The following is a 23,963-nucleotide window of genomic DNA, read 5'->3' on the forward strand; positions in this document are numbered from 1 at the left end:
ATCATACATCAACGGTTGCCGAAGAGATCTTCGACTTCCTGTTTTTTCATGCGTTTCATCAATTGATCGACCGCTTCCTTCGGTGGCACATCTTCAAACAGAACGGTATAGAGGGCTTCGGATAGCGGCATCGGCACGTCATAGCGGATGGCCAGCTGATGGACCGCTTTCGCTGTGCGGACCCCTTCGATGATCATGCCCATGCCGGCAATGACCTCGTCCAAGCTATTCCCCTGTCCAAGCATGTTCCCCGCTTTCCAGTTCCGCGAATGGACGCTTGTACAAGTGACGATCAAGTCCCCGAGCCCTGTCAACCCAGAAAACGTGAGCGGATTTGCCCCCATCTTTACACCGAGCCGAGTGATTTCAGCCAATCCTCTCGTAATGAGCGCCGCCTTCGCGTTATCGCCGTAACCAAGCCCGTCCGACACACCGGCCGCAAGCGCAATGACGTTTTTCAGCGCCGCCCCGATTTCCACCCCGACTAGGTCATTATTCGTGTAGACGCGGAAATACGGGTTCATGAACAGATCCTGCACCTGCTCAGCTGCTTCCATGTCGTTGGAGGCAGCTGTCACCGTCGTCGGATGGCGCAGCACGACTTCCTCGGCATGGCTCGGCCCTGACAGTGCGACGACCGCCGTCCGTTTTGCTGCATCGATCTCTTCTTCGATCATTTCGGAAATCCGCTTCAACGAATCCGGTTCGATCCCTTTCGATACATGAACAATCAATTTAGGTCCGGCCGCCATCCTATTCAGTTCAGCACAAACTTCGCGCATCGCTTTCGTCGGGACAGCGAGGATGATCGTATCTCCATGATTTACGGCTGCCTTTAAATCGGAAGTGGCCTTCAATGCAGCAGGCAATTGAATGCCCGGCAAATATGACTCGTTCGAATGCCGGGCATTGATTTCATCGGTTTGTTCGGGACGTCTCGCCCAAATGAGACAGTCATGTCCATTTTCGGCCAAGACGAAGGCGATGGCAGTTCCCCAGCTGCCCGCCCCGAGTACAACAACTTTTTTCATCGTCAACCCTTCCTTCCTAATACTAAAGCACAGGGCGCTTTCTCAGCCCCGACAAGCGCTGGAGGGCATGCCGGAAAGGCGTTTTTTGCCTTTTTGGCTTGACCGAAGCGACTCGAGGGGGCTAGCGCCCGAAGCTGGACGTGGCGATTTGATCAGCTTCTCGCCCGTGTTATGAGTCGGATCGGCGTTCCTTCAAATCCGAATGATTCACGGAGACGATTTTGCAAGAATCGTTCGTACGAGAAGTGCATCAATTCCGGATCATTGACGAAGACAACAAATGTCGGCGGCTTGACGGCCACTTGGGTGACATAATAAATGCGCAAACGTCGCCCTTTGTCGGTCGGAGCCGGATTTCTCGCAACTGCATCCTCGATCACTTCATTCAAGACGCTGGATTGGATGCGCAACGCATGGTTTTCACTGATCATGATGATTTTTTCGAATAAACTATTCACACGCTGTTTCGTTTTCGCGGAGACGAACGCCACCGGCGCATAGTCAAGGAATTGGAAGTTATCCCGGATATCCTCAGTGAAACGAATCATCGTCTTGTCATCCTTTTCAACAGCGTCCCATTTGTTCACGACAATCATGACGCCCTTCCCGGCCTCTTCTGCATAACCGGCAATGCGTTTGTCCTGCTCGCGGATTCCTTCCTCCCCGTTCAGGACGATGAGGACGACATCGGAGCGTTCGATCGCTTTCAATGCGCGTAGCACGCTATATTTCTCGGTATTTTCATATACTTTCCCTTTTTTGCGCATCCCTGCCGTATCGATAATCTTGAACTTTTGCCCCTCGTATTCATAGGTCGTATCGATGGCATCGGTCGTCGTACCGGCTACATCGCTGACGATAACCCGATCCTCTCCGATAAAGGCATTGACGAGGGAAGACTTCCCGACATTCGGCCGGCCGATGAGGCTGAAACGAATCGTATCCTCTTCCACATCCTCTGCGCCCGGTTCTGGGAAGCTGGCCGCAACTTGATCGAGCAAGTCACCCAAGCCGAGCCCGTGGGAGCCTGAAATCGGATAAGGATCTCCAAAGCCGAGGGAGTAGAAATCATAGATCATTTCACGCATATCCGGGTTATCGATTTTATTTACTGCCAAGACGACGGGCTTTTTCGTTTTGTACAGGATTTTCGCCACCTGCTCGTCCGCATCTGTGACGCCTTCCCGGCCATTCGTCAGGAATATGATCACGTCCGCTTCGTCGATGGCAATTTCCGCTTGGGCGCGGATCTTTTCAAGGAACGGCTCGTCCCCGATATCAATCCCACCTGTGTCAATTATGTTAAATTCATGGGCAAGCCAATCTGCCGAACTGTAAATGCGATCGCGGGTCACGCCCGGCACGTCTTCCACGATGGAAATTCGCTCGCCGACAATTCGGTTAAATATCGTGGATTTCCCGACATTGGGCCTTCCGACGATTGCCACTGTTGGTTTCGTCATACGTTACCATCCTTCCAGCTTATCTTCTGATAGTATACACAAAAAAAGATGATGATGCCCGTACAAGCACCATCACCTCAAAGAATTTGATTGTCACCTAAACCGGGTCATTCAGAGAATTTCTTCAACTGATCTCCGATGACGTCGCTAATGGAAAAGCCTGATGCTTCTTCTGGCATTTCATAGTCGCCGTAGTTGTTATCTTCTTCTTTTTCAATCAAGTCTTTGATGCTGAGCGATAGACGTTTTTCATCCGCATTGACATCCAGCACTTTGACTTGGACTTTCTGGCCTTCCTGCAACACATCATGCGGTGTACCGATATGTTTGTGAGAAATGCGGGAAATATGGACAAGTCCTTCAACACCCGGAAGAACTTCAACGAACGCGCCGTAGGAGACAAGTCGCTTGACGACGCCTTCAAAGATGGAACCTTTCGGCGCTCTCTCTTCGATTCCTTCCCAAGGGCCAGGCAATGTGTCTTTGATGGACAGGGAAATCCGTTCCGAATCTCGGTCGACGGATAGGACTTTGACATTTACTTTGTCCCCTTCTTTCAATACATCGGACACTTTTTCGATGTGTTCATGAGACAATTGGGAAATGTGGACAAGTCCGTCCACGCCGCCGATATCAACGAACGCACCGAAGGAAGCGAGTCGTTGGACTGTTCCTTCCAGCACTTGACCGGCTTTCAGGTTCTCGAGAACTTCCTCTTTCTGCGCAGCTTTCTCTTCTTGGATCACCGCACGGTGTGAAAGGATCAAACGGTTCTTCTCTTTATCCATCTCGACGATCTTGAATGTCATCGTACGGCCTTTGTATTCATCGAAAGATTCGACGAAGTAGTCCTCGACAAGCGATGCCGGGATGAATCCGCGGACGCCAAGGTCCACAACAAGTCCGCCTTTGACGACGTCCTTCACTTCCGTTTCGATGACTTCCCCATTGTTGAATTTCTCTTCCAAGGAGTCCCATGCGTCTTCCGCATCGATTTTCCGCTTCGAAAGGACGTAATTATCCTCTTCCACTTTGATAATGCTCAGTTCAAGCTCTTGGCCGACCTCTACAGCATCGGAAGCCTTTTCGATATGAAGGCTGGATAGTTCGCTGATCGGAATGACACCATCGAAAGGTGCTCCTGGAATTTCAACCGTTACCGATTTATCTTCGATTTTCGTCACCTTACCGGTAACCCGATCTCCTTCGTTATAGCCCGTTTCAGTTTCAAAGTTCATTTCTTCAGTCATTATGTAGTCCTCCTCCATAAAGATCCTAACTCTATAGTATGCGAATCTATCCATAAAAACAAAAATTTACCCTTACATTTTTCATTTATTTTGTTGCTGAAGCTTGCGGATTTCCTCCATGATGACTTCTGTCACCTCTTCCGCAGAGGCCTTGCGCTCCCGGTACGGGGTCATGTCCAGCGGTTTCCCGTAAACGACTTTCAACTGCCGGAGCGGTGCGTAGGGGCCTATGATGGCACACGGAACGACAACGGCATCGCCTTTCAGTGCGAAAAAACCTGCACCTGCCAACCCTTTGCCAAGTTCCCCGGTTTTGCTTCTTGTCCCTTCCGGAAACAGGCCGACAACTTTTCCGGAGCGGAGATGCTTCAACGTGTTCCGGAAAGCTTCCCGATCGCTCATCCCCCGTTTCACAGGGTATGCCTGGAGGCTCGGAAGGAGACTTTTCAATATAGGCGCGTTGAAAAGTTCTTCTTTCGCCATGAAATGCACCGTCCGCGGGCAAGTGATGCCGACAACAGGCGGATCAAAGTTATGAATGTGGTTTGTACATAACAAGACGCCGCCTTCTTTCGGGAAATGCTCCCTGCCGATCACTTTAATGCGGAACAATGGATAGAAAAGCGTGCTGACGGCCGCCTTTCCGAAAGGATACAGATTCATCGGACCATCCTCTCTTCCGCCAGCTCCCTGATTTTTTCCACGACATCCCCGATGGTCATCGAGGTGGAGTCGACCAGGATTGCGTCTTCGGCTTGCCGGAGAGGGGATGCTTTCCGTTCACTATCTGCGCGGTCCCGCTCGCTTATATCCGCTTGCAATTGTTCCAAAGAGGTATGGATGCCGCGCCCGTCATTTTCTTTAAAGCGCCGCAACGCCCGCTCTTCTACAGAAGCAGTTAGGAAAATTTTCAATTGCGCATGCGGCAATACATCCGTGCCGATATCCCGGCCATCCATGACCACACCTTTATTGTTCGCCAACTGGCGCTGTTTGTCCACCATCAACAGACGAACAGATGGATGTGCCGCGACTGCCGATACCGCTTTCGTCACTTCTTGGGTACGGATTGCTTCCGATACATCCTCTCCATCCAACAGGACGGCTTGCCCTTTTGCGGATGGAAGCAGGTGGATGTCCGTATGCAGTAACAAGCGCTTCATCGCATCCTCGTCATTTATATCTATGTGATCGGTGAGCGCCTTATGCGTCAACGCGCGATACATCGCTCCTGTATCAATATACGTAAAGCCCAGTTTTTCGGCTGCCATTTTGGCAACGGTGCTCTTCCCCGCACCCGCCGGACCATCAATCGCAATTTGAATGCCATTTACCATATCATCTACCCCCGTAGTCAATTCGAAAACATTGTATCATATCGAAAAGGGAAAAGTCCCGTTCATGCAGACTTTCCCCTTTGTATGAGTCTTGATTGGAATGAAAAACATGTCAATCCCTATCTTACGACTCCCGATTTCTCGTTTGCAATTGCCGCTCGAAACAGAAACGAATGATATATTGCCTGTCGACGGCTTCGATGTCTTCGAATTGAAGGGAGCCGATCGTCCGGCCATTCTTCTCCCAAATACGGACCACTTTTGCAAGCGTCCGGACATATTTGATTTCCTTATCCAAGAAAGGGAGAACGATCGTCAAATTGACTACATCCTCTTCCTTGAACGGGACGTTACGGGGAATATTGAGGGCGATCCCGCCCGCGCTCAAATCTTCCGCGACAAACTGGCTGAAACCTTCCTCCGTTTCAACCGCCACGTCGATTGCGGTGTCTACTCGGACGAATTCGCGCCGCTGAATCTTGTACAGCTGATCGTCTCCCGGATATGACAACTTCAACATCGGGATCCCTTTATTCAACCTACCGCATACTTCCGTCTTGAACGCGTAGGAAATCTTATTTTGGTCGATGAAAGTTACGAGCAATGTAGTCCCATCGATGATAAAGGTGGTCCGGCCCGTTTCGATATGGGTCGGGTAGTCGATCATGACGTGATCTTCCCCGATATCGACCACCTTGCTTTTATACTTTTCGCTGTCTTTCGTATATTCTTTATCGATTACAATGATAGTACCGACTGTCAATAGCATTGCAAACACCCGCCATCCTGAAGTCATCCGAATTCCGTTTCATGGCATCGATTCGAATCGGCCTATACATGACTAAGGTCACAAACCGACATACAATACCATTCCACTATTCCTACTTCCATTATGGCATGTCAGGAGGGAAATTCCAATATGGATTTTGGGTGCCAATGCTAATCCAGCTTCTCGGTTTTGATCACTTCGGCTGTTTCTGTATCGACAACGACGGCATAGGTGCCCGGTATGCCATGCTCAACGGATAGGACAGTCAAATAATGTGCCAGCCGTTGTTCTAGCTGATTATTCTCCACGTAGGCGAGTTCCTTTTTGACTATTTCAACGTCCGAATGGAAAAAAGTGTTCCAATCGATGTCGATAATCGGTTGTCTTGCTGTATTTTCCTTCCGGATATACTCGGAGGCATCCAAGCCGACCACGTTTGCATTATCTTTGGCTACTTTCAAGTGGATAACATCCGAAAAGACCTTCGCGTCATATTCCGGTTCGACCCGGACATAGACAAGATGCCAGACATTGTTATTTTCCCGCGCTTCTTCCTGTACCACATCACGATAACCGGCAGCTTTCAAAAAGCGTTCCGCATTCCGTTGAATATCTTCGAAAGGCTGCTCTTCCCTGCCGAAAGGTCTTTCGGAAAGAAAAGAAAGGACGTGTCCACCCTTTTTCGTAATGTCGATATAGCCAATTGATTCGTCTTCCGCAAAGCGGATATGGTAGAAAGGATAAGGCGACCCCGCCTGGCTTGAGCCCACTTCGACAATTTCATTGGAAACGGAAGGAAATAGTTCTTTGAAGCGCTCCACTGCTTCCTCCCGGGTCACTTCGGCATCCTTCAGATCCCGGAGCTCTTTCTTTTTCTGAGAATCCGATTCGCTCGCCGTCAACGGAAAATCGCTTTCTGTGTATTGCTTCACTGTATTGCCCATTTTCGACCAGTCGTAACCGGATTCCACATTGTTCAGCCGATCCGTCCATCCATCCATCGACAATCTTCCGCTGACCATGCCAGCGGTCGCGACTTCCCATTCATCCGCGAGCTCGCCCAAGTTCTTGGACGCTTGTCTCATCACTTGATGGAATTTTTCAGAATCATGATAACGGTCGCCGTCCTTGGCATAATCGCCCAGACGCCCCAAGTAGTTCATCCATGACGTCGAAAAGCCCGAATCTAACGGCAAAGCAGAGATGGAGCTTTTGATATCGGAGGATAATCGCCAAATATCTTCTCTGGCTTGTGCCGAACCATCCGATTCATTAAATAGTAGCGTCTTCTTGACCGCCGTATCCAGCTCTTCCAATTTTTCCGAGGCATCGGCCATTTTTTTCGCATATTGCCCGCTCAGTGCGAGGGCAAGCTTTTCACTTTCCGTTGTTTTGCCATAGGCATAAATCGAAATGGCTGCGATGGCGTATACTAGAACGAATATTGTTTTTTTCATATGTCGGCAAAATGATTCGTCGGAATTGTAGATTTCCCGCTCATCTTTGCCTGCCTCCTCTCATTGCCGTTGTCATTTCCGTCATCCGGATCACATGCAGAAAACATGCAGCCCGATTTTTTTGATTTGCGGGCGCGACCAGATCCATTTGCTTGTCGCTGTGATCGGGTTGAAATAATAGATGGCATTTTCAGATGGATCCCACCCGTTGATGGCATCCAACACGGCTTCTTTTGCCCGTTCATTCGGCTCCAGCCAGATTTGTCCGTCTGCAACCGCGGTAAAGGCGCCCGGCTGAAAGATGACTCCGCCTACCGTATCAGGGAAATCCGGGTGCTCGATGCGGTTCAAGATGACTGCAGCAACCGCCACTTGTCCCTCATACGGCTCACCCCGGGCTTCCCCGTAAACCGCATTGGCCAGAAGTTTCAGATCCTGGTCGGAATACTTGGCAGGCAACTGGATCGGATCTTTCTTGGCACCGCCTTGGGACACTTGCGAAGATAACGGTTTATTTCCATAATAGGTGAATTGATTGCCCTTCCGTATGTTGTCTTGTACAAACTTCTCATCATACTGGGAAGCAGCCGCCAACTTTTTCTTCGTTTGAGCTCCCGCAATTCCATCGACAGGCAGACCGAATTTCTCCTGGAAATTCCGCAGCGCCCAATAGGTCGAATATCCGAATTTCCCGTCAATGGCTCCATGATAATATCCGATATATTGGAGTCTTGCCTGGAGTTCAATAACGTCGTCTCCGTTCGCGCCCCTTGCCAAGTCCCGTGCGCTAAAAGCATCGATTTGATTTGGAGAAGTGGCATACGCCGTTCCTAGTAAAAGGACGATGGCCACCATCCGGATCACCATTCGTTTCACTTGCATTCCTCCTTTCCCTCAGCTTGCCCAAAGATAGGATTTTTATTTAAAAAAAGAGAGAATCGAACAGCGAAGGGTTCGATTTGCTGTATTTCCGCGCACTCTGCGGAAATTAAGGCACGGCTCTCGAACTGCGAAGGGTTTGCATTCCGCGGAAATTTAGGCACTTTAAAGAAGTCGCACACCTAGACTACCTTCCTTTTCACACTTCAAAATCTACCCAGTCAACCGCTGAATAAATACAAAAAATCCCGCCGAAGCGGGATTAGTCTTGATTAATTTGAGCTTTTCTTCTGAATTGACGCATCGCGAAGATATGCGCATATTTCACCCGGGTCAAGCCGAACCACCAGAGGAACAGCATGAAGGGGATGATCAAATACAGCCAGATGTCGTGAATGAGCAAGATCGTATTATATACACAATGAAGGAAATACGGCGCAAGAAACGCGATGAAAAGCGTCCAACGTTTATTGGACTCGACTGCGAATTTGGCCCTTCCGATATAATACCCCATGACGACCCCGAAAAGCGCGTGGCTCGATACTGGCAGCAAGGCGCGGAGGAAGGCGGTATCCATGCCGAACGTCAGCAAATAGATGATGTTCTCCACCGTGGCAAATCCAAGCGACACACTCGCCCCATACAAAATACCGTCATACGCATCCTCGAACTCCATATGCCGATAGATGGCGATCAATAAGATCAGCCATTTGAAGAATTCTTCCAACCCGCTCGTGAAGACGACAGCCCGGAGGAATTCACTTGAAAATACATGTTCTTCCTCGAAGACATATTGAATGAACAGAATTGGGAACGTCATGATCGCTCCATAGATGAATGTATGAAACAATGTGCGGGACGGTTCTTTGGCAATCTGTTTCCGCAAATAAAAATAGCTGAAGAGCGCCAAACCAGGCGCAATCGCTACAGTGAGCAATATGAACATGGATGGCCCCCTGTCTCAGCCGGCAATCGAACCGCGGCCTACTCGCTTACCGTTAGTTGTTTTTTCGCAATATTCTCCGCGATCAATCCTCCATGAAATCGACCATTCTCGATGAAAATCCGGTTAGCATCGTTTCCGGCTGCGATGACTCCGGCAATATAGAGCCCAGCCACGTTCGTTTCCATTGTTTCTTCATCAAATACGGGACTACCGCTCGTTTCATCAATTTGAATACCGATTTTTCTGAAAAAATCATGGTCCGGATGATAACCGATCATCGCAAAAACCGTATCGTTTTCAATGGTGAACAGTTCATCACCTTTCCGGATCATCACCGAATCCTCGGTGATTTTCTCGACGGTCGCATTGAAATGCATCGTGATCGCTCCATTGCGGACCAAGCTGTCGAATCCTGGTAGGATCCACGGTTTCACGCTTGGGGAATAATCGGATCCGTGGTAGACGACTGTCACATACGCACCTGCCCGTTCCAGTTCCAGTGCCGCATCCACTGCGGAGTTCTTCCCTCCGATGACGACAACATGTTTTTTGAAATAGGGATGTGCTTCTTTGAAATAGTGATGCACTTTCGGAAGGTCCGCCCCTTCCGCCCCCAAGCGGTTCGGATTATCATAATATCCAGTCGCGATGACGACATGCCTTGCCTCGTATTCCGCCTTGTCGGAAACTATGCGGAAACGCTCCTTTTCTTTTATGACGTCCAACACCTTTTCATGACTGTTGATTTCCAAATCCTTCAACATTGCGACCTGCCGGTAATAAACAAGTGCATCATTGCGTCTCGGTTTTTCCGCCGCCGTGATGAACGGGATATCACCGATTGATAATTTGATACTGGAGCTGAAAAAAGTCTGATGGGTCGGATAATGGTAGATCGCATTCACGATCGTCCCCTTTTCGATGATCAGGACTTCCAACCCTTTATTCTTTAATTCGATAGCCGCCGACAGACCGCATGGCCCGCCACCGACGACGATTGCATCTTTCTCTATCATTTTTTACATTGCACTCCTTCACTGCAAATCCCCATACTTGATCTTGATGACATGGCATTCTGGATCGGCACCCAATCGGAAGGGCACCGTGGACGTGCCATATCCGTTGCTGATCAATTTTGCCCGCCCGCCTTCCAGCCAAAACTTCCCTTTATCTTGGATGCCGAGCTTGCCAAGACGGATTTGGCCGCCATGGGTATGGCCCGCCAACATTACACAAGGCTGGAATTGTCGCTCCACCTTGCGGAATACGGACGGTGTATGAGTGACTAAAATACTATATTTTCCTCTATCAATATAACGTAGAGTGGAATCAATATCGACTTTTCGGCTCGACGGATCATCCGTCCCGCAAATCATCCAATCCGGATGGCCTGGTACGGATGCTGCCCGATTCTCCAAAATGACGCAGCCATGACGAGCCAAAATATCGCGAATCAGCGGCTCCCCCACTTCCCGATCATTGTTTCCCCATACGAAGAAAAGCGGGCCCAGTTCGGAAAGCCGTTTAACATTCTCATCGATCCGACGGGGCGGCACTCCTCTTTCCGCCAAATCCCCGCCGAGGATGACAAGATCGAACTTCCCGGCTTCCCGTAATTGGAGGAGAAGTTTCTCATCGATTTCCCTGCGGTGAATATCCGAAATGAAAAAGACCGATAATTCGTCCTTCCCATTGCGGGAATCGTTGACAGTCATTTCATGGTACATGACATTTCTCCGCTTGGCATTTACGTACATATAAGTTAGGAAACCGACCATAAGAGAAAAGAATGCCCCAACTATCTTGCTCCCCGTAACGATGCACCACCTTTATTATTCAGCAAATTGTTTCTAAAACGCGTGCAAAAAGGCAAAGTGTGCACTTTGCCTTTATAATTTCTGTTCTATATCACGGAATGATCAGTTTTTGTCCTACTTGGATATTATTCGACGACAGGCCGTTGGCGCGCCGGATTTTCTCCAAATTCGCATCCGAGCCTGAGCCGTAATAATTTACAGCAATCCGGTACAATGTTTCACTCGCCGCGACAACATGTGTTTTACCGGTGGACTGAGGCTGTTCCGGTTTAGGGTCCGCTTTCGGCTTTTCTGCTGGCTGCTCCGGTTTCGGAGGTGTCGGTTTCGTTTCCGGCTGCGGTGTGGAAGCCGGCTCTTTTACTGCCTCAACCGGTTTTGCCGGTTCGTTTGAGGTACTTCCTGTTTTTTCCGCTAATGTTTGCTCATCAGGATCGGACTTTTCCGCGGCTGCATCCTTGCTTTGCGGTTCCGAATTATCGATTTCAATCCGTACGCCGGAATCCTCCACCTGGGCGGATGTTTTATCGTCCGGTGAATAAAAATCGGAGATGACATACACTAAAATTCCGACCGGAATGAGAGTGAAAAGACCAAGGATGACATTGAGCAAGAGATGATTGGATTTCCTTTTTGGATTCCTTTTTGTGCGATGTAATTCGACACGGGATGGCAAACGTCCAGAATCATCCTCTTCCTCCAGGCTAATTTCCTTCCGATGTTCTTCGAATTCAGCTTTGAAATCATCTTTATCCATGTTACATTCTCCTATCCCGTCGTGCTGTTCCTCTTATTATGACGAATTCTGGTGGAAAAATCAATCACTCGCCGCACCTCACCTCTTTCGCAAGCTGGGCCATTTCGGTGTTTTTCATCTCAAGCGGACATTTTCCGACATATTCTGAAATTCCCGGATAGAATCAGTAGGGAATCCGGCCTGTCACCCTAGCAGTTTGGCAAGTCTTTCCTCCCATCCCATCCACTCTTGTCTCGTCTCTTCCCTTGTGCAGTCCCGAATCCAGTCATCCTCTTCGATTCCACAAACAGAACAGCAGGACTTCGGTTTCATTTCACATGTTTCGTCGAAAAATGACAACAGTTCTTCACGAATGCACCGACCGGAATGCAGCAAGTGAATCATTTTCTTCAGTTCCGCTACCTTTTCCCCGCGCAACGCTTCCATCCGGGCATTGACCTCTTCCACCGGCCATTGTTCCAAATAAAAATCAATCACCCGTTTTCCCGTATCGCTGAATCCTGCCCGATTCGCAGCATCTTCCGGTGCCATGCCTTCTGAAATCAGTTGCGAATAGAGGCGCACCTCACTAGGACGCGGCAGATCTTCTTCAATGATAAACCGGATTTTCTGTCCATCCTCTTCCGAATAGAGCAATGTTGCCGCCGATTCCTTGCCGTCACGGCCGGCGCGCCCTACTTCCTGGATATAGCCCGAAATGGATTGCGGTAAATGATCATGGATGACTTGTCGGATATCCTCTTTATGTATACCCATTCCGAAGGCATTTGTCGCACAAATCCAATCCAATTCTCCATTTATGAACTGTTCTTGGATGAAAGCCCGATCTTCCGCTTCTTTTCCTGCGTGATAGGATGCGATTGTCCGGTTCGTATCCTTCAGTTCAAGCGCGAGTTCATCGGCCCGTTTCCGGGAGGCGACGTAGATGATTCCGGGGCCGACCGTCTCCCGAAGTCGCTTCCGCAACCATCCCGTTTTTTCCAATTCCGAATTCAACACGGCAAGCGAGTAGGAGATGTTTGGACGGTCGATGGACTGCCGAATGATTTCAGGCTCCTGCAGATGCAAATACTGGTCAATGTCCTTCGTTACCTGCCGATTCGCCGTAGCCGTCAAAGCTAGAATCGGCGGACGGTTTCGAAGGCTGTCGAAAAAATGACCCAATCGTAAATAATCAGGACGAAAATCAAACCCCCACTGGGAAATGCAATGAACTTCGTCTATCGCAATGCAGCACAACGTGAGTTCACGAAGCTTCCTTCTTACATAAGGCTGGGTGAGCATTTCCGGGGATAGAAAGATAAATTTATACATATGCAGCTGGTCAATAATTCGCTTTTTATCGGAAAAGGAAAGAAACGAATTTAATGCCACAACCCGCTTTTCCCCGTTCTTCTTCATAATCGCCACTTGGTCCTCCATGAGAGCGACGAGAGGTGAAATGATCAGGACCGTTCCTTCGTTTACATAGGCAGGCAGCTGATAGCAAAGCGATTTCCCCATGCCGGTCGGCAGAATTGCGATCGTATCCTTCCCGTCCACGATATGTCGGATGACGTCTTCCTGACCGGGCCGAAACCTTTCATACCCGAAATGGGCTTTAAGTGCTTTCCGTAAATCCATCTGCTTCCCTCCCCGTCCGCGCGCCTAAGATGAGACGCAATTGAAAATAGGTCAATGAGTCAAACTCCATCTTTAACGGTCGGAGCCGTTTCGTCCCCAGTTCTTTCGCCTTCTCAATCACTTCGTCGACTACTCCTTCCTGGACGAATTGAACTAAGGGGAAAGAGGGATCATTGATGGCCATCTCCACGAAATGGTCTTCGATCGTGCTCATTTTCAATCGGCGTGCTGCCGCAATCTCCTCCATTTTCATACCACTGTCGAACATCCGCTTCGTTTCTCGGGATGAATCAGTTAAATAGGAAGTCACTTTGACATTTTCAGCCATAAAATGTAGGAGAGGCAGATCCGACGATGATTCGATCACCCGCAAAATCCGATGCAAGCCCTCTATGAACAAAAGGTGGACATCGAAAGGATCCAATTGAAACCGTTCCCCCAACTGGTCCCACGTCCAGCCGCTCAACCGATAGCCTGCCAGCCGATGGATGAAAATAGCCTTTTGGCGATCATCCATTCCGCTGCGCCGCAAGACTTGCTTCAACTCATCTTTAAGCCGCCCGGCAAAGGCAGGATCCTGGATGGCGGGCTTGGCAAGGAGCCGCCTGACATGATGCTGGATGTCCCGGTCTTTTTGAACAGGCAAGAAGGATGGCTGCCCAGCCCGGAAATGGGATAAGGTCTGAACGGTCAGCGAGAGCCTTCCGAAAAAAATCATCTCTCTTCCTTGGTAGTCCATCCCGCTGAAATGGAAATCAGGCAAACGTTCCGCCGCTTCCCGTCCTTTCGCACTCAACGAGATGAGCGACTCAGGGGATGCCGAGACGAGACCATCTTGTTTCAGGACTTCCACCGCCTTTTCAAATTGCCCGGCCGGCAACTTCGGCAAGAGACCGAAAAAACTCTTCACCCCATAATACTTTACATCTTGTAATGTTTGGCCCGAGCGCTTGCCCCGCAACAGATGGAAACTGGCAGCTATCGTACGCTCGCCATCCATCTTGCATAGGATCCCGAGTAGAAGCATCGGTAGATTCAATGATTCATCCCCCCTTTCACCAAGCGTAGTTGGATTCTATTGTATTTCTATCATTTACCTTTTCAGACAATTGATGAAAACATAAAGCCTCTTCGGATTAGCCAATTTGCGGACGCTAGGATTTGATTGTTGAAAACTAGCGGCAACATCATTAGAATAGAATGAGAACTAAATCGTTTTTTGTAGAAAAGAGGAGAGAAAGACTATGTCAAAAAAATATACCATCGTCGATCAGGACACATGCATCGCATGTGGAGCATGTGGTGCCGCTGCTCCGGATATTTATGACTACGACGATGAAGGGATCGCTTACGTTATCCTTGATGATAACACGGGTACTATGGCGGTTCCAGAAGAATTGATGGATGATTTGGAAGATGCGTTCGACGGTTGTCCGACCGACTCGATCAAAATGGCGGATGAACCATTCGATGGCGATCCATTAAAATATGAATGATGATAAAAACCGCGTCCCTGCAAATGGGACGCGGTTTTATTTTTATATCGTTACGCAGACAGCTGCGCTTTTTGTTGGATGATCCATCTCTCCATACTTTTGAATAGTAATAGAGAAACAGCAAGAAGCATGATGCCTTTGATCAGGTTGAAAGGCAAAATCCCTAGGACGATCATGGAGTAAAGTGCATCTCCGGACATGACCGGCATGTTAAGGAAATACGTGTACATCGGCAAGAAGAGGGCGTAGTTTAATACGCTCATACCAACGGCCATTGTGACAGTCCCGGCGATTAAACCGGCAGCCAGCCCTTTCGTACTTTGGAATCTCTTGAAAATCCAGTAAATTGGCATGATGAAGAGGATTCCAGTCGTAAAGTTGGCGATTTCGCCGACAGGCACGCCTGTAGGACTTCCTGACATGAACCAGTGCATGATGTTTTTGATCAATTCGACTGCGATTCCGCCAACCGGCCCCATTGTCATAACTGCAAGGACAGCCGGAATTTCACCAAAGTCGATTTTCAAGAATGCCGGCAAAGCAGGCAGCGGGAAGTTGAATTGCATCAGAATTGTACCGATACTTCCCAGAATTGCGATGAGAATCATCTTGCGTAATTTGTTGTTCTTCATTGTTTCCTCTCTCCTTTTGCGATTCACTTCAAAAGAGGAAAGGTCGCCCAGCTTGTCATTCACGAAAAACTCCCTAAAGCAATACGCTCCAGGGAGTTGAAAGGCATACTTAAGAAACATGGTCTCGGAACCTAGTGAACAGTCAGTCGGCTGCATAATTGCAATGACTTTGCAGGGCAAACAACTTATAGCTTACCCTCTGTTCCTGGATCCACCGAATTCCAGCTTAAATAAGCGCCCTTTTTTGTGAAGTACACAAAAACAGGACTGCACCTTCACCTTCTCCCATCCAGACTATACTGTCGGCTCCGGAATCTCACCGGAATCAGCTGTTACGCTCGCGGGCTAAGAAATTACTTTCCATTTCCGCCGGTCGGGAATTACACCCTGCCCCGAAGATGAATCAATATTCTTTTACAATTCTCATTATATACGAACCTTCTTGTTTTGTAAACAATAAAGTTTACCTACGTAAGTAAATAGTTTTATTTATATAAAACAAACTAAAGAAACTGAAATTACCAAACCGTCGCTTTCCGTTACAGGCGGACGCTTTCCGCGGGCACGGCTTCAGCCAATCGAACAGCGTAGGGTTCGATTTGCCTTAATTTCTGCGCACTTTGCAGAAATTAAGGCATCCTGTGCTGCCAAACGCTACGCTTTTTGGCGCAAAAGCCGTTCTTCGTGACGGCTTTCGCTACGCTCCTGCGGGGTCTTCAGCTCGTGCTGTTCCCGCTGGAGTCGCCGCCTTCCACTCCAAGCAACTGGAGTCACGAAGTACAAATCATTTGTTCGTTCTATATAGTAGCAGAAATCCCCCTGCATGCCAAAAAAATAGGGGCTATCCGTCTGTCCGGACAGCCCCCTGTTTATGATCCATCGTATTTCATTCCGGCAACAGCATCGGATTGACGCCGGCCGGTTCGGGTAAAACTTCGGTCAGATCGTACTTGGAATAGTGATCTTGCACTGTATGATTGAGTTTGACCACCATATCATAATTATTCGCCGTCAACATGAAGCCCTCAATCAAGTCCGTGGCGGCATCGGGTTCCATCCCTTCCAAGTCCAACGGCTCCTTGAACGAAATCGTCACGATTCCTTTCGTGACTTCTATATCATAATCGACGGTTTCAGGAACAATTACGTCGACCAAATCATTCGGGGATTCCTTCATTGCTTGCAATGCGCTTTCCACATCATCGAACGGGATGCCGCCGCTCGGCACAAGATACGTGGCCCCTGTTGGCATCGAGTATTTATAATACGGAAGCGGGCGCTTCCCGGCTGTCAAAGGAATCGGCTCTTTCGTCCCTACTTGGTCAAAAGTGGCTGGATTTCCCTTTTCATCGATCGTATTTAGCCGCTGATGATCGGTAAACGTTTCAATCACTGTATTGTTATACACTTCTAATGCGGAGGAAGACATGTCATATCCATGATCCGGCGGCACTTGGTGATTGATATCATCGACTGCATCAATGATCCCGCCGATATACGGATGATAATCATCGAATCCAAGCTCTTCTTCCGGAATCTCCGAAGCATATCGATTGTATATTCTGACGCTATCCTGTTCGCCGCCCGGAAAGTCTTGGGCAAAGCGCTCTTCAGAAATCAAAAACGTGATAGGGATGACATGGGCCTCATGTGTTAACCCAATTCGGAATGGATGGTAACCCGCCAATTCATCGGCCAACACAATATGGCTTTGGGCCGCCATGTCGAGTGAAGAGATGGCAGCGGACTCTGCCTGCTCCGAGCTGGAGGCGTCCATCGCCTTCTCCTGCGAGTTGTCCTCAAATGTTCTCATCTTCATATTTTGCGACTCAGCTGCCTCGTCGTTCATCGCCCCCTCTTCATTGCGGAGCATGGATGGGATGAGTAAACTAAGAACGAGAACAGCTGCAACGGTTACTACCGCGGGCATCCATTTAACGAGAGACTTTCGACGGTTCGGGAGGGACCTTTCGCTATGCTGCAATCTTTCATCTTTCCGTAAACGATCCAGGATTTCAGACTTGGAACGTTGATCTTGGACATCCGGCATGCTGTCCAGCAACTTTTCAATCTTGCCTTCATCCCATTTCTCTTCAGTCATTCGGTCTCCTCCCTTCTGCCGAACGGGCATGTAATTTCTTTTGCAACGCCTTGATGGCACGATGCTGTGTTGTTTTCACTTTCCCTTCCGTCCAGCCGAGCGCTTCGGCCGTCTCTGCTATGGATAAGTCTTGAAAATACCGCATGACGACAACCATTTTCTGATCGCCTGTGCATGTGTCCAACGCTTGCAGCAGCTCCTTCATCTCATCATTCAGTGAGACGAGTTCATCTGGGAGGATGCCAGTGGATACGAGCTCGCTCTTTTCCCAGTCGAACTTATCGAATAAATGCTTTCTTCGGACAGCGGATTTCCTAAAATGATCGATTGCCACATTTTTCGCTATCGAAAAAAGCCAAGTCTTTTCAGAACTTTTCCCTTCAAATCCGGCATATGCCCTAAGTACCCTCACATATACCTCATGCATCAGATCCTCGGCTTGATCACGGTCGCCCGTCAAATAGATGAGGAATTTGAACACATCGTGATGGTATTCATCATAAAGCCGGTGGAAAACGGAGTCGTTCATCCAATCCCCCCGTTCAATGGATTAGTCGTTTATCAATTAAAAATGTTACATTCTTTTCAACGGCAGACGGCAAGTGAATACTGTCCCTTTTTCATCTCCGCGCCGTGCCGAAATGGCTCCGCCGTGGGAATCGATAATATTTTTAGCAATTGCCAGGCCAAGACCCGTCCCGCCTTTTTTCCGGGTTCTCGCCTTGTCCGCCTTGTAAAACCGTTCAAATATGAAAGGCAAATCCTCTTCCGGTATTCCGATTCCCGTATCGGATACTGTGATTTCAACCGCATCCGTCTTTTTAGCAATGCCGAGATCGACATTTCCGCCTTCGGGAGTGTGCCGGACCGCATTGTCGATCAAGTTCGTGAATACCTGCTCTAGCCGATCCGCATCGACGTGGAGGATGATATCGTCCTCTTCCGGATATTGGAAAGTCAATTCAACATGGGCATCCCGTGCAATTTGCGAGAACTTATGCAGGACCCTGCCTAGGAACGGAATCATTGGGACATCTTCTTCATACAGTCGCATATTGCCGGATTCCATCCGGGCCAAATCGAGCAGGTCGGTGACGAGGCGTCCCATCCTCATCGACTCATCATGGATAATCTGAATCATCTCGTTGCGCTCTTCTTCATTTGCAATGACATCGTCCAGTATTGCTTCACTATACCCTTGCAGCATGGAAATCGGCGTCCTCAGTTCGTGGGATACGTTAGCGATGAAATCGGAACGCAGTTTATCCAATTTATGCTGTTCGGTCATGTCCCGAAAGACGACAACCGCGCCGCGGATGCTGTCTCCGCTATACAATGGACTGAGGGAGATCATATAAAATCGACCGCCGAGCTCCAATTCATCTTCCACTTCTTCTGCAAAGGTAACGACATGATCGAGCATATGGACGACTTCCGGTGGAATGGTATCATCCATTTTATCGTTTTTTGCGTACCAATTTTGAAGCATCCGCTCTGCTTGCGGATTGCGTAGCAAGATGGTGGCATCCCGATTGAACGTGATGACAGCGTCGGTCATCGATGTCAAAATGCTCGACAGCTGCTCTTTTTCCTGATTGATCAATTCCACATGGTATTTCAGCTGCCTCCCCATCTGGTTGAACGCAGTTGCCAGCTGGCCGATTTCATCATTTTGAAAAACCGGAATCCGCGTGTCGAAATTCCCTTTCGCCAGCTCTCCCGCCGCCTGCCGCAGCCCCCGCAACGGCGATGTAATGCGGGTCGACAGGAAAAACGCAAAAAAGGTCGTCAGGACAAACGCAATCAGTGCAGATAACAGGACGATATGTGTCGTCCGCTGGGTCGTTCGATGAACTGCATCCATGTTCTGGTAAATGATGACCGAACCGACTTGATCCTGTCCATCTTCAAAAGGAAATCCTAGAACAAAATATTGTTCCATCACATTCGTCTCTGAATTGGAAGGAAGAATCATCTCCTTCAACACGGGTTCTTTCACTTCTTCGTCAAGGGAGTACAAAGTGCGGTCTTCCAATATTTTCTTCTCGATTGGTTCCGTATTCAGCCCCGAATGGAAACTGTACTTCAATTCTCCACTCGGACTGACGATCATGGCACTTTTTTCATCATCAAGAATATCATGGATGATCATTTGCATGGAAGATTCGCTATCATGGTCCACTACGATTTTGGCAATCGTCGATGCTTCTCGCCACAACGAATCCTCCGCCTGCTTCGCATGGAAATTACTCAGGAATTCCAGAAGCAGGACAGTGACGATGAAGAGGACAAAGGAAACGAGAAGCAATATGGTGGCCCATAGCTTCCCGACGATTGAGTTCCATATTCTATTCATTGAACACGCTCCTTTACACTGTTTTATAGCTAAACCGCTGTTCTAATGCTTTTTTTATCAATATGTACCCGTATAATTTCACCAATTGGCACTTTATTAGTTACGAAAGAACCCTTCGCACTTTTGAGCCCGATTCTTTTGATTGTCCGTATTCAGTATACCTGATAACGCCCGACCATTCCGCATTTTTCTATAATTAAAGTCTATCTTCCTATGATGGCAATAAAAAAGAGGGGCAAAAGCTAAAAACGGCTCACGCAAGGTGAGCCGCTTTAAAACCTATATCCCATTTTAGAACCGTCAACGGTTTCATTATTCTTGCGGGACCTCGAACTTATATCCGACTCCCCATACTGTCACAATCATTTTAGCCGCCTGATCGGAGACGCGGCTCAATTTTTCACGCAACCGTTTGACGTGGGTGTCAACGGTCCGTAGATCACCGAAAAACTCATAGTGCCAGACTTCTTTCAATAGTTGTTCCCGATCGAACACTTTATCCGGAGATTTCGCCAGGAAATAGAGAAGTTCGTATTCCTTCGGCGTCAGGTTCACCTCTTTCCCTTCCGCAGTCACGCGGTGTGCATCGTGGTCGATCGTCAATTGCGGGAAGACGACCAAGTCTTTCGATGCAGACGAAGCGACAGCGCCCGGGAAGGCCACGGATCTTCTGAGGATCGCCTTGACGCGCAACACGACTTCCCTCGGGCTGAACGGTTTCACGATGTAATCATCCGCCCCCGATTCGAATCCGGATACTCGGTCCGACTCCTCTCCTTTAGCTGTCAATAAAATAACCGGTGTCATGATTTTCTTCTCACGCAGTTCCTGTAACACTTCCATCCCGTCTTTTTCGGGCATCATGACATCCAGCAAGATGCAGTCATATTGTTGAGCCAACGCTTTTTCCAGCGCCTCCGACCCGTTCATTGCCTCGTCAATTTCATACCCTTCACGGGTTAAATACATATTCAACAAACGAAGAATCCGTTCCTCATCATCCACCACTAACAACTTCACTTTTTCTTCCATCATTCCATAGCCCCTTTCCATAATATCCGACCAACCCTAACAAACTTTTCTATTTCCATTGTACAAGTCGCTTTCTAAAAAGGCACGCTATAACTGAAACTGCCTTCCTGGCAATCGAAAAAAAGAAAAGGACTGCCCCATCGTGAAACAAAGGGGCAGTCCTGGTCAATCTTTATGCGTATGAATGCAGACCCGCAATGATTAAGTTGACGGCAATCAGATTGAACATAATGATGATGAATCCGATGACCGCAAGCCAAGCGGACTTTTCCCCTTCCCATCCGCGAGAGAGCCGCAGATGAAGGAATGCCGCGTAAAACAACCAGGTGATCAATGCCCATACTTCTTTTGGATCCCAACCCCAGAATCTGGCCCACGCTTCATGTGCCCAGATCATCGCAAAGATGAGTGCGCCGAGCGTAAAGACCGGGAATCCGATCAACACCGAACGGTAGCCGATCTCATCCATCAACTGCAAATTCGCCTTGCGCGCAAACGGCTGGAATAGCATGGCAATCGGCTTCCGGAGAATTAGCCGGAGAAGAATATACAAAACAGTCCCAATTGCAAATGACCACACGAACGTCGTCAATGTCTTCGCATTGATGACAGGAGGCAGTTCAGCCCATGGCGTCATTGCGTCCGGTGTCAGCGCTTCGTATTCATTCATGCCGAAGAGCGGCGGGTAATTGTATGTGATTTTGGCCGGCTGTTCATTTTTGTCGATATAGCTGAAATCCGCTTCATACCCCATGAGTTTGAAAGTCGATGCTGATAGGACAAAACCGATGACAATCACTATGACGAACATGACTGCCTCGAGCCAGAACCGCTGTTTTGACTTTTTCGTCATATCGACATTCTTCATTAAATATATCAATCCGGCAACCGCACTGATGGCCAGGATCGATTCACCGAGCGCTGCCGTGATGACGTGAATTGTCAACCAATGACTTTGCAAGGCGGGAATGAGCGGCGTCACTTCTTTCGGGAACATGCTCGCATACGCGATGATCAACAACGCGATCGGCAATGCGAAAAGCCCCAAAGAAGGCGTGCGGTATAAGAAAAATATGAGGATGAACGCACCGACGAGCATCATGCCGAAAGCGGTCGTGAATTCGAACATATTACTGACAGGCGCATGTCCCGACGCAATCCATCTTGTTATAAAATAACCGATATGTGTAATGAACCCGATGATGGTGATCACAATACCGATCTGGCCCCATCGATTATTTTTATACGACGATTCCGATTTCGCACCTTTTACCGCTCCGCCAAAAAAAGCGGTCGCAATCAAATAGGCAACGAAGGAAATTTCCAGGAGCGTCGCACTGATATTCGCTAAACCCATTACAGCGTATCCCCTTCCTCTTCACCTTTGGCCTCTTTGTCTTGCCGATCTGCATAGGCCGGCAACTCCGATACCTCTTTCACTTTGTCCAAATCCTTCTTCAACGAGAACCAGTTTTTATTCGTATGAGCGGCAACGAGCATCTTTCCATCCGCTCCTTTTTGCACCCAAATCCTTCTATGGTTCCAGTAGGATCCTTGGATGACACCGATCATGAAGATGATGCCCCCTAGCAGGAGGATCGGCAAAGTCTTGTCTTTCCGAATCGTTAACCCGGACTTATCCCGTGTTTCAACTCCACGGAAGCTGACTTTGTAATCATTCTCTTCCACTTCAAACGTATTCCGGATGGCGACAAAACTTCTTTCGCCTTGTGGGTTTGCAGGCGTGACCATATTGAAAATGAAGGCCGGATTATTCGGAGCCGGGGATTTTGAAACGAGTTCTCCATCTTTGACGCCGTCATAATCAGGATAATATTCAAGCAAGTCCACACGTGTATCCTTTGCAAGTTCATAGGTGCGTTCCGGGTTTTCAAGATCTACTGTAAATTCGCCGAGTGATTTGTCGCTTGCTTTCTCTGTCAGTTGAAAGGTCATGGATTTTAACTCATCCAAGCCGTAGGACATTTGGAAAACACTATAGCCATCGAATTTCAATGGTTTGTTTACAGCAATCGAATAATCGGTCATTTTTTCAAGCTGATCCGCTTGTCCAGGCAAGGAACCTTCCGCCTGCTTGTACAACGTCACATCCGTTTGGTAGGTTTTCACGATGCTGCCTACCCGGTCCAGCGCTTCGCCGAATACCGCATCCGCTTCTTCTTTTGAGTAGTTTTCCACAATGAATTCATTATTCTCTAAATAATACCCGTCTGCGCCCTTGATAGGACGAACTTCTCCTTCGCGGATCCACATCGTTTCATCGACATAAAACCCTGGAAGGCCGCGCAATAGGACACCAAACAAGAAAATGATCAAGCCAGTATGATTGACATACGGACCCCAGCGGGAAAAGCGGTTTTTCTCCGCAAGTATAGCACCGTCCTCCGTTTTTACGTTATAACGGAGCTCTTTCAGTTTCTCTTCCGCTTTCTGCAAAGAATCATCCGGATCGGCCACAGCGCCTTCCCCGAAAATACGCTGTACTTTCATGAAGGAGGTATGGCGCTTCGTCCGCTGTCTTTTTAATGATTTGTACAGCGGTACAACCCGGTCCACACTAGCAATAATGATGGAGATTCCGAGCATGCCGATCAGCACCTTGAACCACCAGCTGCTGTACATATCGTGAAAACCGAATTGATAATAGATCTTGCCGAAAAAACCGTAAACCCGTTCATAATAAGCCGCTACTTCGACTTCTGAACCTTGATCGACTGGGATATAATCTTTCTGCGGAAAGATCGTTCCAATGGCAGAAGTGGATAAAACTGCGATGATGATGCCGATGCCGACTTTAACACTTGAAAAGAAGTTCCATATTTTATCCACGATGGACCTTTTATACGTCTGGGACCTTCTTGCCGCCCCTTCATACCGCATGTCGACGAGTTCACTTTTTTTCGTCTCTTCCGTCTGAGGTCTCCCACATCGCTCACAAAGCACTGTGCCAAATGGATTTTCATGACCGCACTGGCATTTGATTTTGCTCATATTGAAAT

Annotated in this window: 23 protein-coding genes and 1 riboswitch; of the genes, 2 read left to right on the plus strand and 21 right to left on the minus strand. The window is 48.4% G+C overall.

The window, feature by feature from the left end; translation table 11 throughout:
* Positions 1-8: 8 nt before the first annotated feature.
* From MKY41_RS05495 to MKY41_RS05560, 14 genes are all read right to left on the minus strand, one after another.
* Complete coding sequence (locus MKY41_RS05495) at positions 9-1,031, minus strand: NAD(P)H-dependent glycerol-3-phosphate dehydrogenase (protein WP_340744084.1); 1,023 nt, start codon at positions 1,029-1,031, stop codon at positions 9-11.
* 152 nt (positions 1,032-1,183) lie between these two features.
* A complete protein-coding gene (der, locus tag MKY41_RS05500) occupies positions 1,184-2,494 on the minus strand; it encodes a ribosome biogenesis GTPase Der (protein WP_340744085.1) in 1,311 nt (436 codons plus the stop codon).
* 107 nt (positions 2,495-2,601) lie between these two features.
* Positions 2,602-3,744 carry a 30S ribosomal protein S1 gene (gene rpsA, locus MKY41_RS05505; protein WP_340744086.1) on the minus strand — a complete coding sequence of 381 codons (1,143 nt, stop codon included), beginning with the start codon at positions 3,742-3,744 and terminating at the stop codon, positions 2,602-2,604.
* Positions 3,745-3,825: 81 nt separating this feature from the next.
* On the minus strand, positions 3,826-4,407 hold the full coding sequence (locus MKY41_RS05510) for a lysophospholipid acyltransferase family protein (protein ID WP_340744087.1): 582 nt from the start codon (positions 4,405-4,407) through the stop codon (positions 3,826-3,828).
* On the minus strand, positions 4,404-5,081 hold the full coding sequence (gene cmk / locus MKY41_RS05515; protein WP_340744088.1) for a (d)CMP kinase: 678 nt from the start codon (positions 5,079-5,081) through the stop codon (positions 4,404-4,406). The genes MKY41_RS05510 and cmk overlap by 4 nt, the downstream gene beginning before the upstream one ends.
* A gap of 124 nt (positions 5,082-5,205) precedes the next feature.
* The gene (locus MKY41_RS05520; protein ID WP_340744089.1) at positions 5,206-5,877 is read right to left on the minus strand and encodes a flagellar brake protein; all 672 of its coding nucleotides are present in this window, start codon (positions 5,875-5,877) and stop codon (positions 5,206-5,208) included.
* Between the two features lie 143 nt (positions 5,878-6,020).
* Entirely contained in the window at positions 6,021-7,307 is a 1,287-nt protein-coding gene (locus tag MKY41_RS05525; RefSeq protein ID WP_340744090.1) for a PepSY1/2 domain-containing protein, read from the minus strand.
* A 90-nt stretch (positions 7,308-7,397) separates the two neighbouring features.
* The gene (gene sleB, locus MKY41_RS05530; RefSeq protein WP_340744091.1) at positions 7,398-8,189 is read right to left on the minus strand and encodes a spore cortex-lytic enzyme; all 792 of its coding nucleotides are present in this window, start codon (positions 8,187-8,189) and stop codon (positions 7,398-7,400) included.
* A gap of 259 nt (positions 8,190-8,448) precedes the next feature.
* A complete protein-coding gene (gene prsW, locus MKY41_RS05535; protein WP_340744092.1) occupies positions 8,449-9,132 on the minus strand; it encodes a glutamic-type intramembrane protease PrsW in 684 nt (227 codons plus the stop codon).
* Positions 9,133-9,170: 38 nt separating this feature from the next.
* Complete coding sequence (locus tag MKY41_RS05540; protein ID WP_340744093.1) at positions 9,171-10,148, minus strand: YpdA family putative bacillithiol disulfide reductase; 978 nt, start codon at positions 10,146-10,148, stop codon at positions 9,171-9,173.
* Positions 10,149-10,166: 18 nt separating this feature from the next.
* A complete protein-coding gene (locus tag MKY41_RS05545; protein ID WP_340744094.1) occupies positions 10,167-10,859 on the minus strand; it encodes a metallophosphoesterase in 693 nt (230 codons plus the stop codon).
* 181 nt (positions 10,860-11,040) lie between these two features.
* A complete protein-coding gene (locus MKY41_RS05550) occupies positions 11,041-11,703 on the minus strand; it encodes a LysM peptidoglycan-binding domain-containing protein (RefSeq protein ID WP_340744095.1) in 663 nt (220 codons plus the stop codon).
* A gap of 183 nt (positions 11,704-11,886) precedes the next feature.
* Complete coding sequence (locus MKY41_RS05555; RefSeq protein WP_340744096.1) at positions 11,887-13,326, minus strand: RecQ family ATP-dependent DNA helicase; 1,440 nt, start codon at positions 13,324-13,326, stop codon at positions 11,887-11,889.
* Positions 13,304-14,365, minus strand: coding sequence for a helix-turn-helix domain-containing protein (locus MKY41_RS05560; RefSeq protein WP_340744097.1), 1,062 nt, complete (start codon positions 14,363-14,365; stop codon positions 13,304-13,306). The genes MKY41_RS05555 and MKY41_RS05560 overlap by 23 nt, the downstream gene beginning before the upstream one ends.
* A gap of 205 nt (positions 14,366-14,570) precedes the next feature.
* On the opposite strand from MKY41_RS05560, the gene MKY41_RS05565 reads away from it, so the two are divergent.
* Complete coding sequence (locus MKY41_RS05565) at positions 14,571-14,822, plus strand: ferredoxin (RefSeq protein WP_340744098.1); 252 nt, start codon at positions 14,571-14,573, stop codon at positions 14,820-14,822.
* A 50-nt stretch (positions 14,823-14,872) separates the two neighbouring features.
* On the opposite strand, the gene MKY41_RS05570 is transcribed toward MKY41_RS05565, so the two are convergent.
* Positions 14,873-15,454: an ECF transporter S component gene (locus MKY41_RS05570; protein ID WP_340744099.1), complete on the minus strand. Its 582-nt coding sequence runs from the start codon at positions 15,452-15,454 to the stop codon at positions 14,873-14,875.
* Positions 15,455-15,727: 273 nt separating this feature from the next.
* Positions 15,728-15,858: riboswitch (FMN riboswitch) on the minus strand.
* A 280-nt stretch (positions 15,859-16,138) separates the two neighbouring features.
* Here MKY41_RS05570 and MKY41_RS05575 point away from each other — a divergent pair.
* Positions 16,139-16,366 carry a hypothetical protein gene (locus MKY41_RS05575; RefSeq protein ID WP_340744100.1) on the plus strand — a complete coding sequence of 76 codons (228 nt, stop codon included), beginning with the start codon at positions 16,139-16,141 and terminating at the stop codon, positions 16,364-16,366.
* Here MKY41_RS05575 and MKY41_RS05580 read toward each other — a convergent pair.
* The 6 genes from MKY41_RS05580 to resB all read right to left on the minus strand — a co-directional run bounded on the left by MKY41_RS05580 (position 16,341) and on the right by resB (position 23,955).
* Entirely contained in the window at positions 16,341-17,555 is a 1,215-nt protein-coding gene (locus tag MKY41_RS05580; RefSeq protein WP_340744101.1) for a hypothetical protein, read from the minus strand. The genes MKY41_RS05575 and MKY41_RS05580 overlap by 26 nt on opposite strands.
* Positions 17,548-18,084, minus strand: coding sequence for an RNA polymerase sigma factor SigX (gene sigX, locus MKY41_RS05585; protein WP_340744102.1), 537 nt, complete (start codon positions 18,082-18,084; stop codon positions 17,548-17,550). The genes MKY41_RS05580 and sigX overlap by 8 nt, the downstream gene beginning before the upstream one ends.
* Positions 18,085-18,129: 45 nt before the next feature.
* Positions 18,130-19,911: an ATP-binding protein gene (locus MKY41_RS05590; RefSeq protein ID WP_340744103.1), complete on the minus strand. Its 1,782-nt coding sequence runs from the start codon at positions 19,909-19,911 to the stop codon at positions 18,130-18,132.
* Between the two features lie 312 nt (positions 19,912-20,223).
* Positions 20,224-20,943 (minus strand): response regulator transcription factor, encoded by a 720-nt coding sequence (locus MKY41_RS05595; protein WP_340745640.1) that lies wholly within the window; start codon positions 20,941-20,943, stop codon positions 20,224-20,226.
* A 172-nt stretch (positions 20,944-21,115) separates the two neighbouring features.
* A complete protein-coding gene (gene ccsB / locus MKY41_RS05600; RefSeq protein WP_340744104.1) occupies positions 21,116-22,300 on the minus strand; it encodes a c-type cytochrome biogenesis protein CcsB in 1,185 nt (394 codons plus the stop codon).
* Positions 22,300-23,955: a cytochrome c biogenesis protein ResB gene (resB, locus tag MKY41_RS05605; protein ID WP_340744105.1), complete on the minus strand. Its 1,656-nt coding sequence runs from the start codon at positions 23,953-23,955 to the stop codon at positions 22,300-22,302. The genes ccsB and resB overlap by 1 nt, the downstream gene beginning before the upstream one ends.
* Positions 23,956-23,963 lie beyond the last annotated feature (8 nt).

Source organism: Sporosarcina sp. FSL W7-1349 (genome assembly GCF_038003045.1).
Lineage (GTDB): Bacteria > Bacillota > Bacilli > Bacillales_A > Planococcaceae > Sporosarcina.

Excerpts from the sequence above, each read along its gene's own strand:
- MKY41_RS05590 (WP_340744103.1), bottom strand. The coding sequence starts at position 19,911 with ATGAATAGAATATGGAACTCAATCGTCGGGAAGCTATGGGCCACCATA.
- ccsB (WP_340744104.1), bottom strand. The coding sequence starts at position 22,300 with ATGGGTTTAGCGAATATCAGTGCGACGCTCCTGGAAATTTCCTTCGTT.
- MKY41_RS05510 (WP_340744087.1), bottom strand. The coding sequence starts at position 4,407 with ATGAATCTGTATCCTTTCGGAAAGGCGGCCGTCAGCACGCTTTTCTAT.
- sleB (WP_340744091.1), bottom strand. The coding sequence starts at position 8,189 with ATGCAAGTGAAACGAATGGTGATCCGGATGGTGGCCATCGTCCTTTTA.
- MKY41_RS05565 (WP_340744098.1), top strand. The coding sequence starts at position 14,571 with ATGTCAAAAAAATATACCATCGTCGATCAGGACACATGCATCGCATGT.
- MKY41_RS05550 (WP_340744095.1), bottom strand. The coding sequence starts at position 11,703 with ATGGATAAAGATGATTTCAAAGCTGAATTCGAAGAACATCGGAAGGAA.
- MKY41_RS05580 (WP_340744101.1), bottom strand. The coding sequence starts at position 17,555 with ATGACTGAAGAGAAATGGGATGAAGGCAAGATTGAAAAGTTGCTGGAC.
- MKY41_RS05595 (WP_340745640.1), bottom strand. The coding sequence starts at position 20,943 with ATGGAAGAAAAAGTGAAGTTGTTAGTGGTGGATGATGAGGAACGGATT.
- MKY41_RS05525 (WP_340744090.1), bottom strand. The coding sequence starts at position 7,307 with ATGAAAAAAACAATATTCGTTCTAGTATACGCCATCGCAGCCATTTCG.
- MKY41_RS05545 (WP_340744094.1), bottom strand. The coding sequence starts at position 10,859 with ATGTACCATGAAATGACTGTCAACGATTCCCGCAATGGGAAGGACGAA.
- prsW (WP_340744092.1), bottom strand. The coding sequence starts at position 9,132 with ATGTTCATATTGCTCACTGTAGCGATTGCGCCTGGTTTGGCGCTCTTC.
- MKY41_RS05495 (WP_340744084.1), bottom strand. The coding sequence starts at position 1,031 with ATGAAAAAAGTTGTTGTACTCGGGGCGGGCAGCTGGGGAACTGCCATC.
- sigX (WP_340744102.1), bottom strand. The coding sequence starts at position 18,084 with ATGAACGACTCCGTTTTCCACCGGCTTTATGATGAATACCATCACGAT.
- cmk (WP_340744088.1), bottom strand. The coding sequence starts at position 5,081 with ATGGTAAATGGCATTCAAATTGCGATTGATGGTCCGGCGGGTGCGGGG.
- der (WP_340744085.1), bottom strand. The coding sequence starts at position 2,494 with ATGACGAAACCAACAGTGGCAATCGTCGGAAGGCCCAATGTCGGGAAA.
- resB (WP_340744105.1), bottom strand. The coding sequence starts at position 23,955 with ATGAGCAAAATCAAATGCCAGTGCGGTCATGAAAATCCATTTGGCACA.
- MKY41_RS05520 (WP_340744089.1), bottom strand. The coding sequence starts at position 5,877 with ATGACTTCAGGATGGCGGGTGTTTGCAATGCTATTGACAGTCGGTACT.
- MKY41_RS05570 (WP_340744099.1), bottom strand. The coding sequence starts at position 15,454 with ATGAAGAACAACAAATTACGCAAGATGATTCTCATCGCAATTCTGGGA.
- rpsA (WP_340744086.1), bottom strand. The coding sequence starts at position 3,744 with ATGACTGAAGAAATGAACTTTGAAACTGAAACGGGCTATAACGAAGGA.
- MKY41_RS05540 (WP_340744093.1), bottom strand. The coding sequence starts at position 10,148 with ATGATAGAGAAAGATGCAATCGTCGTCGGTGGCGGGCCATGCGGTCTG.
- MKY41_RS05555 (WP_340744096.1), bottom strand. The coding sequence starts at position 13,326 with ATGGATTTACGGAAAGCACTTAAAGCCCATTTCGGGTATGAAAGGTTT.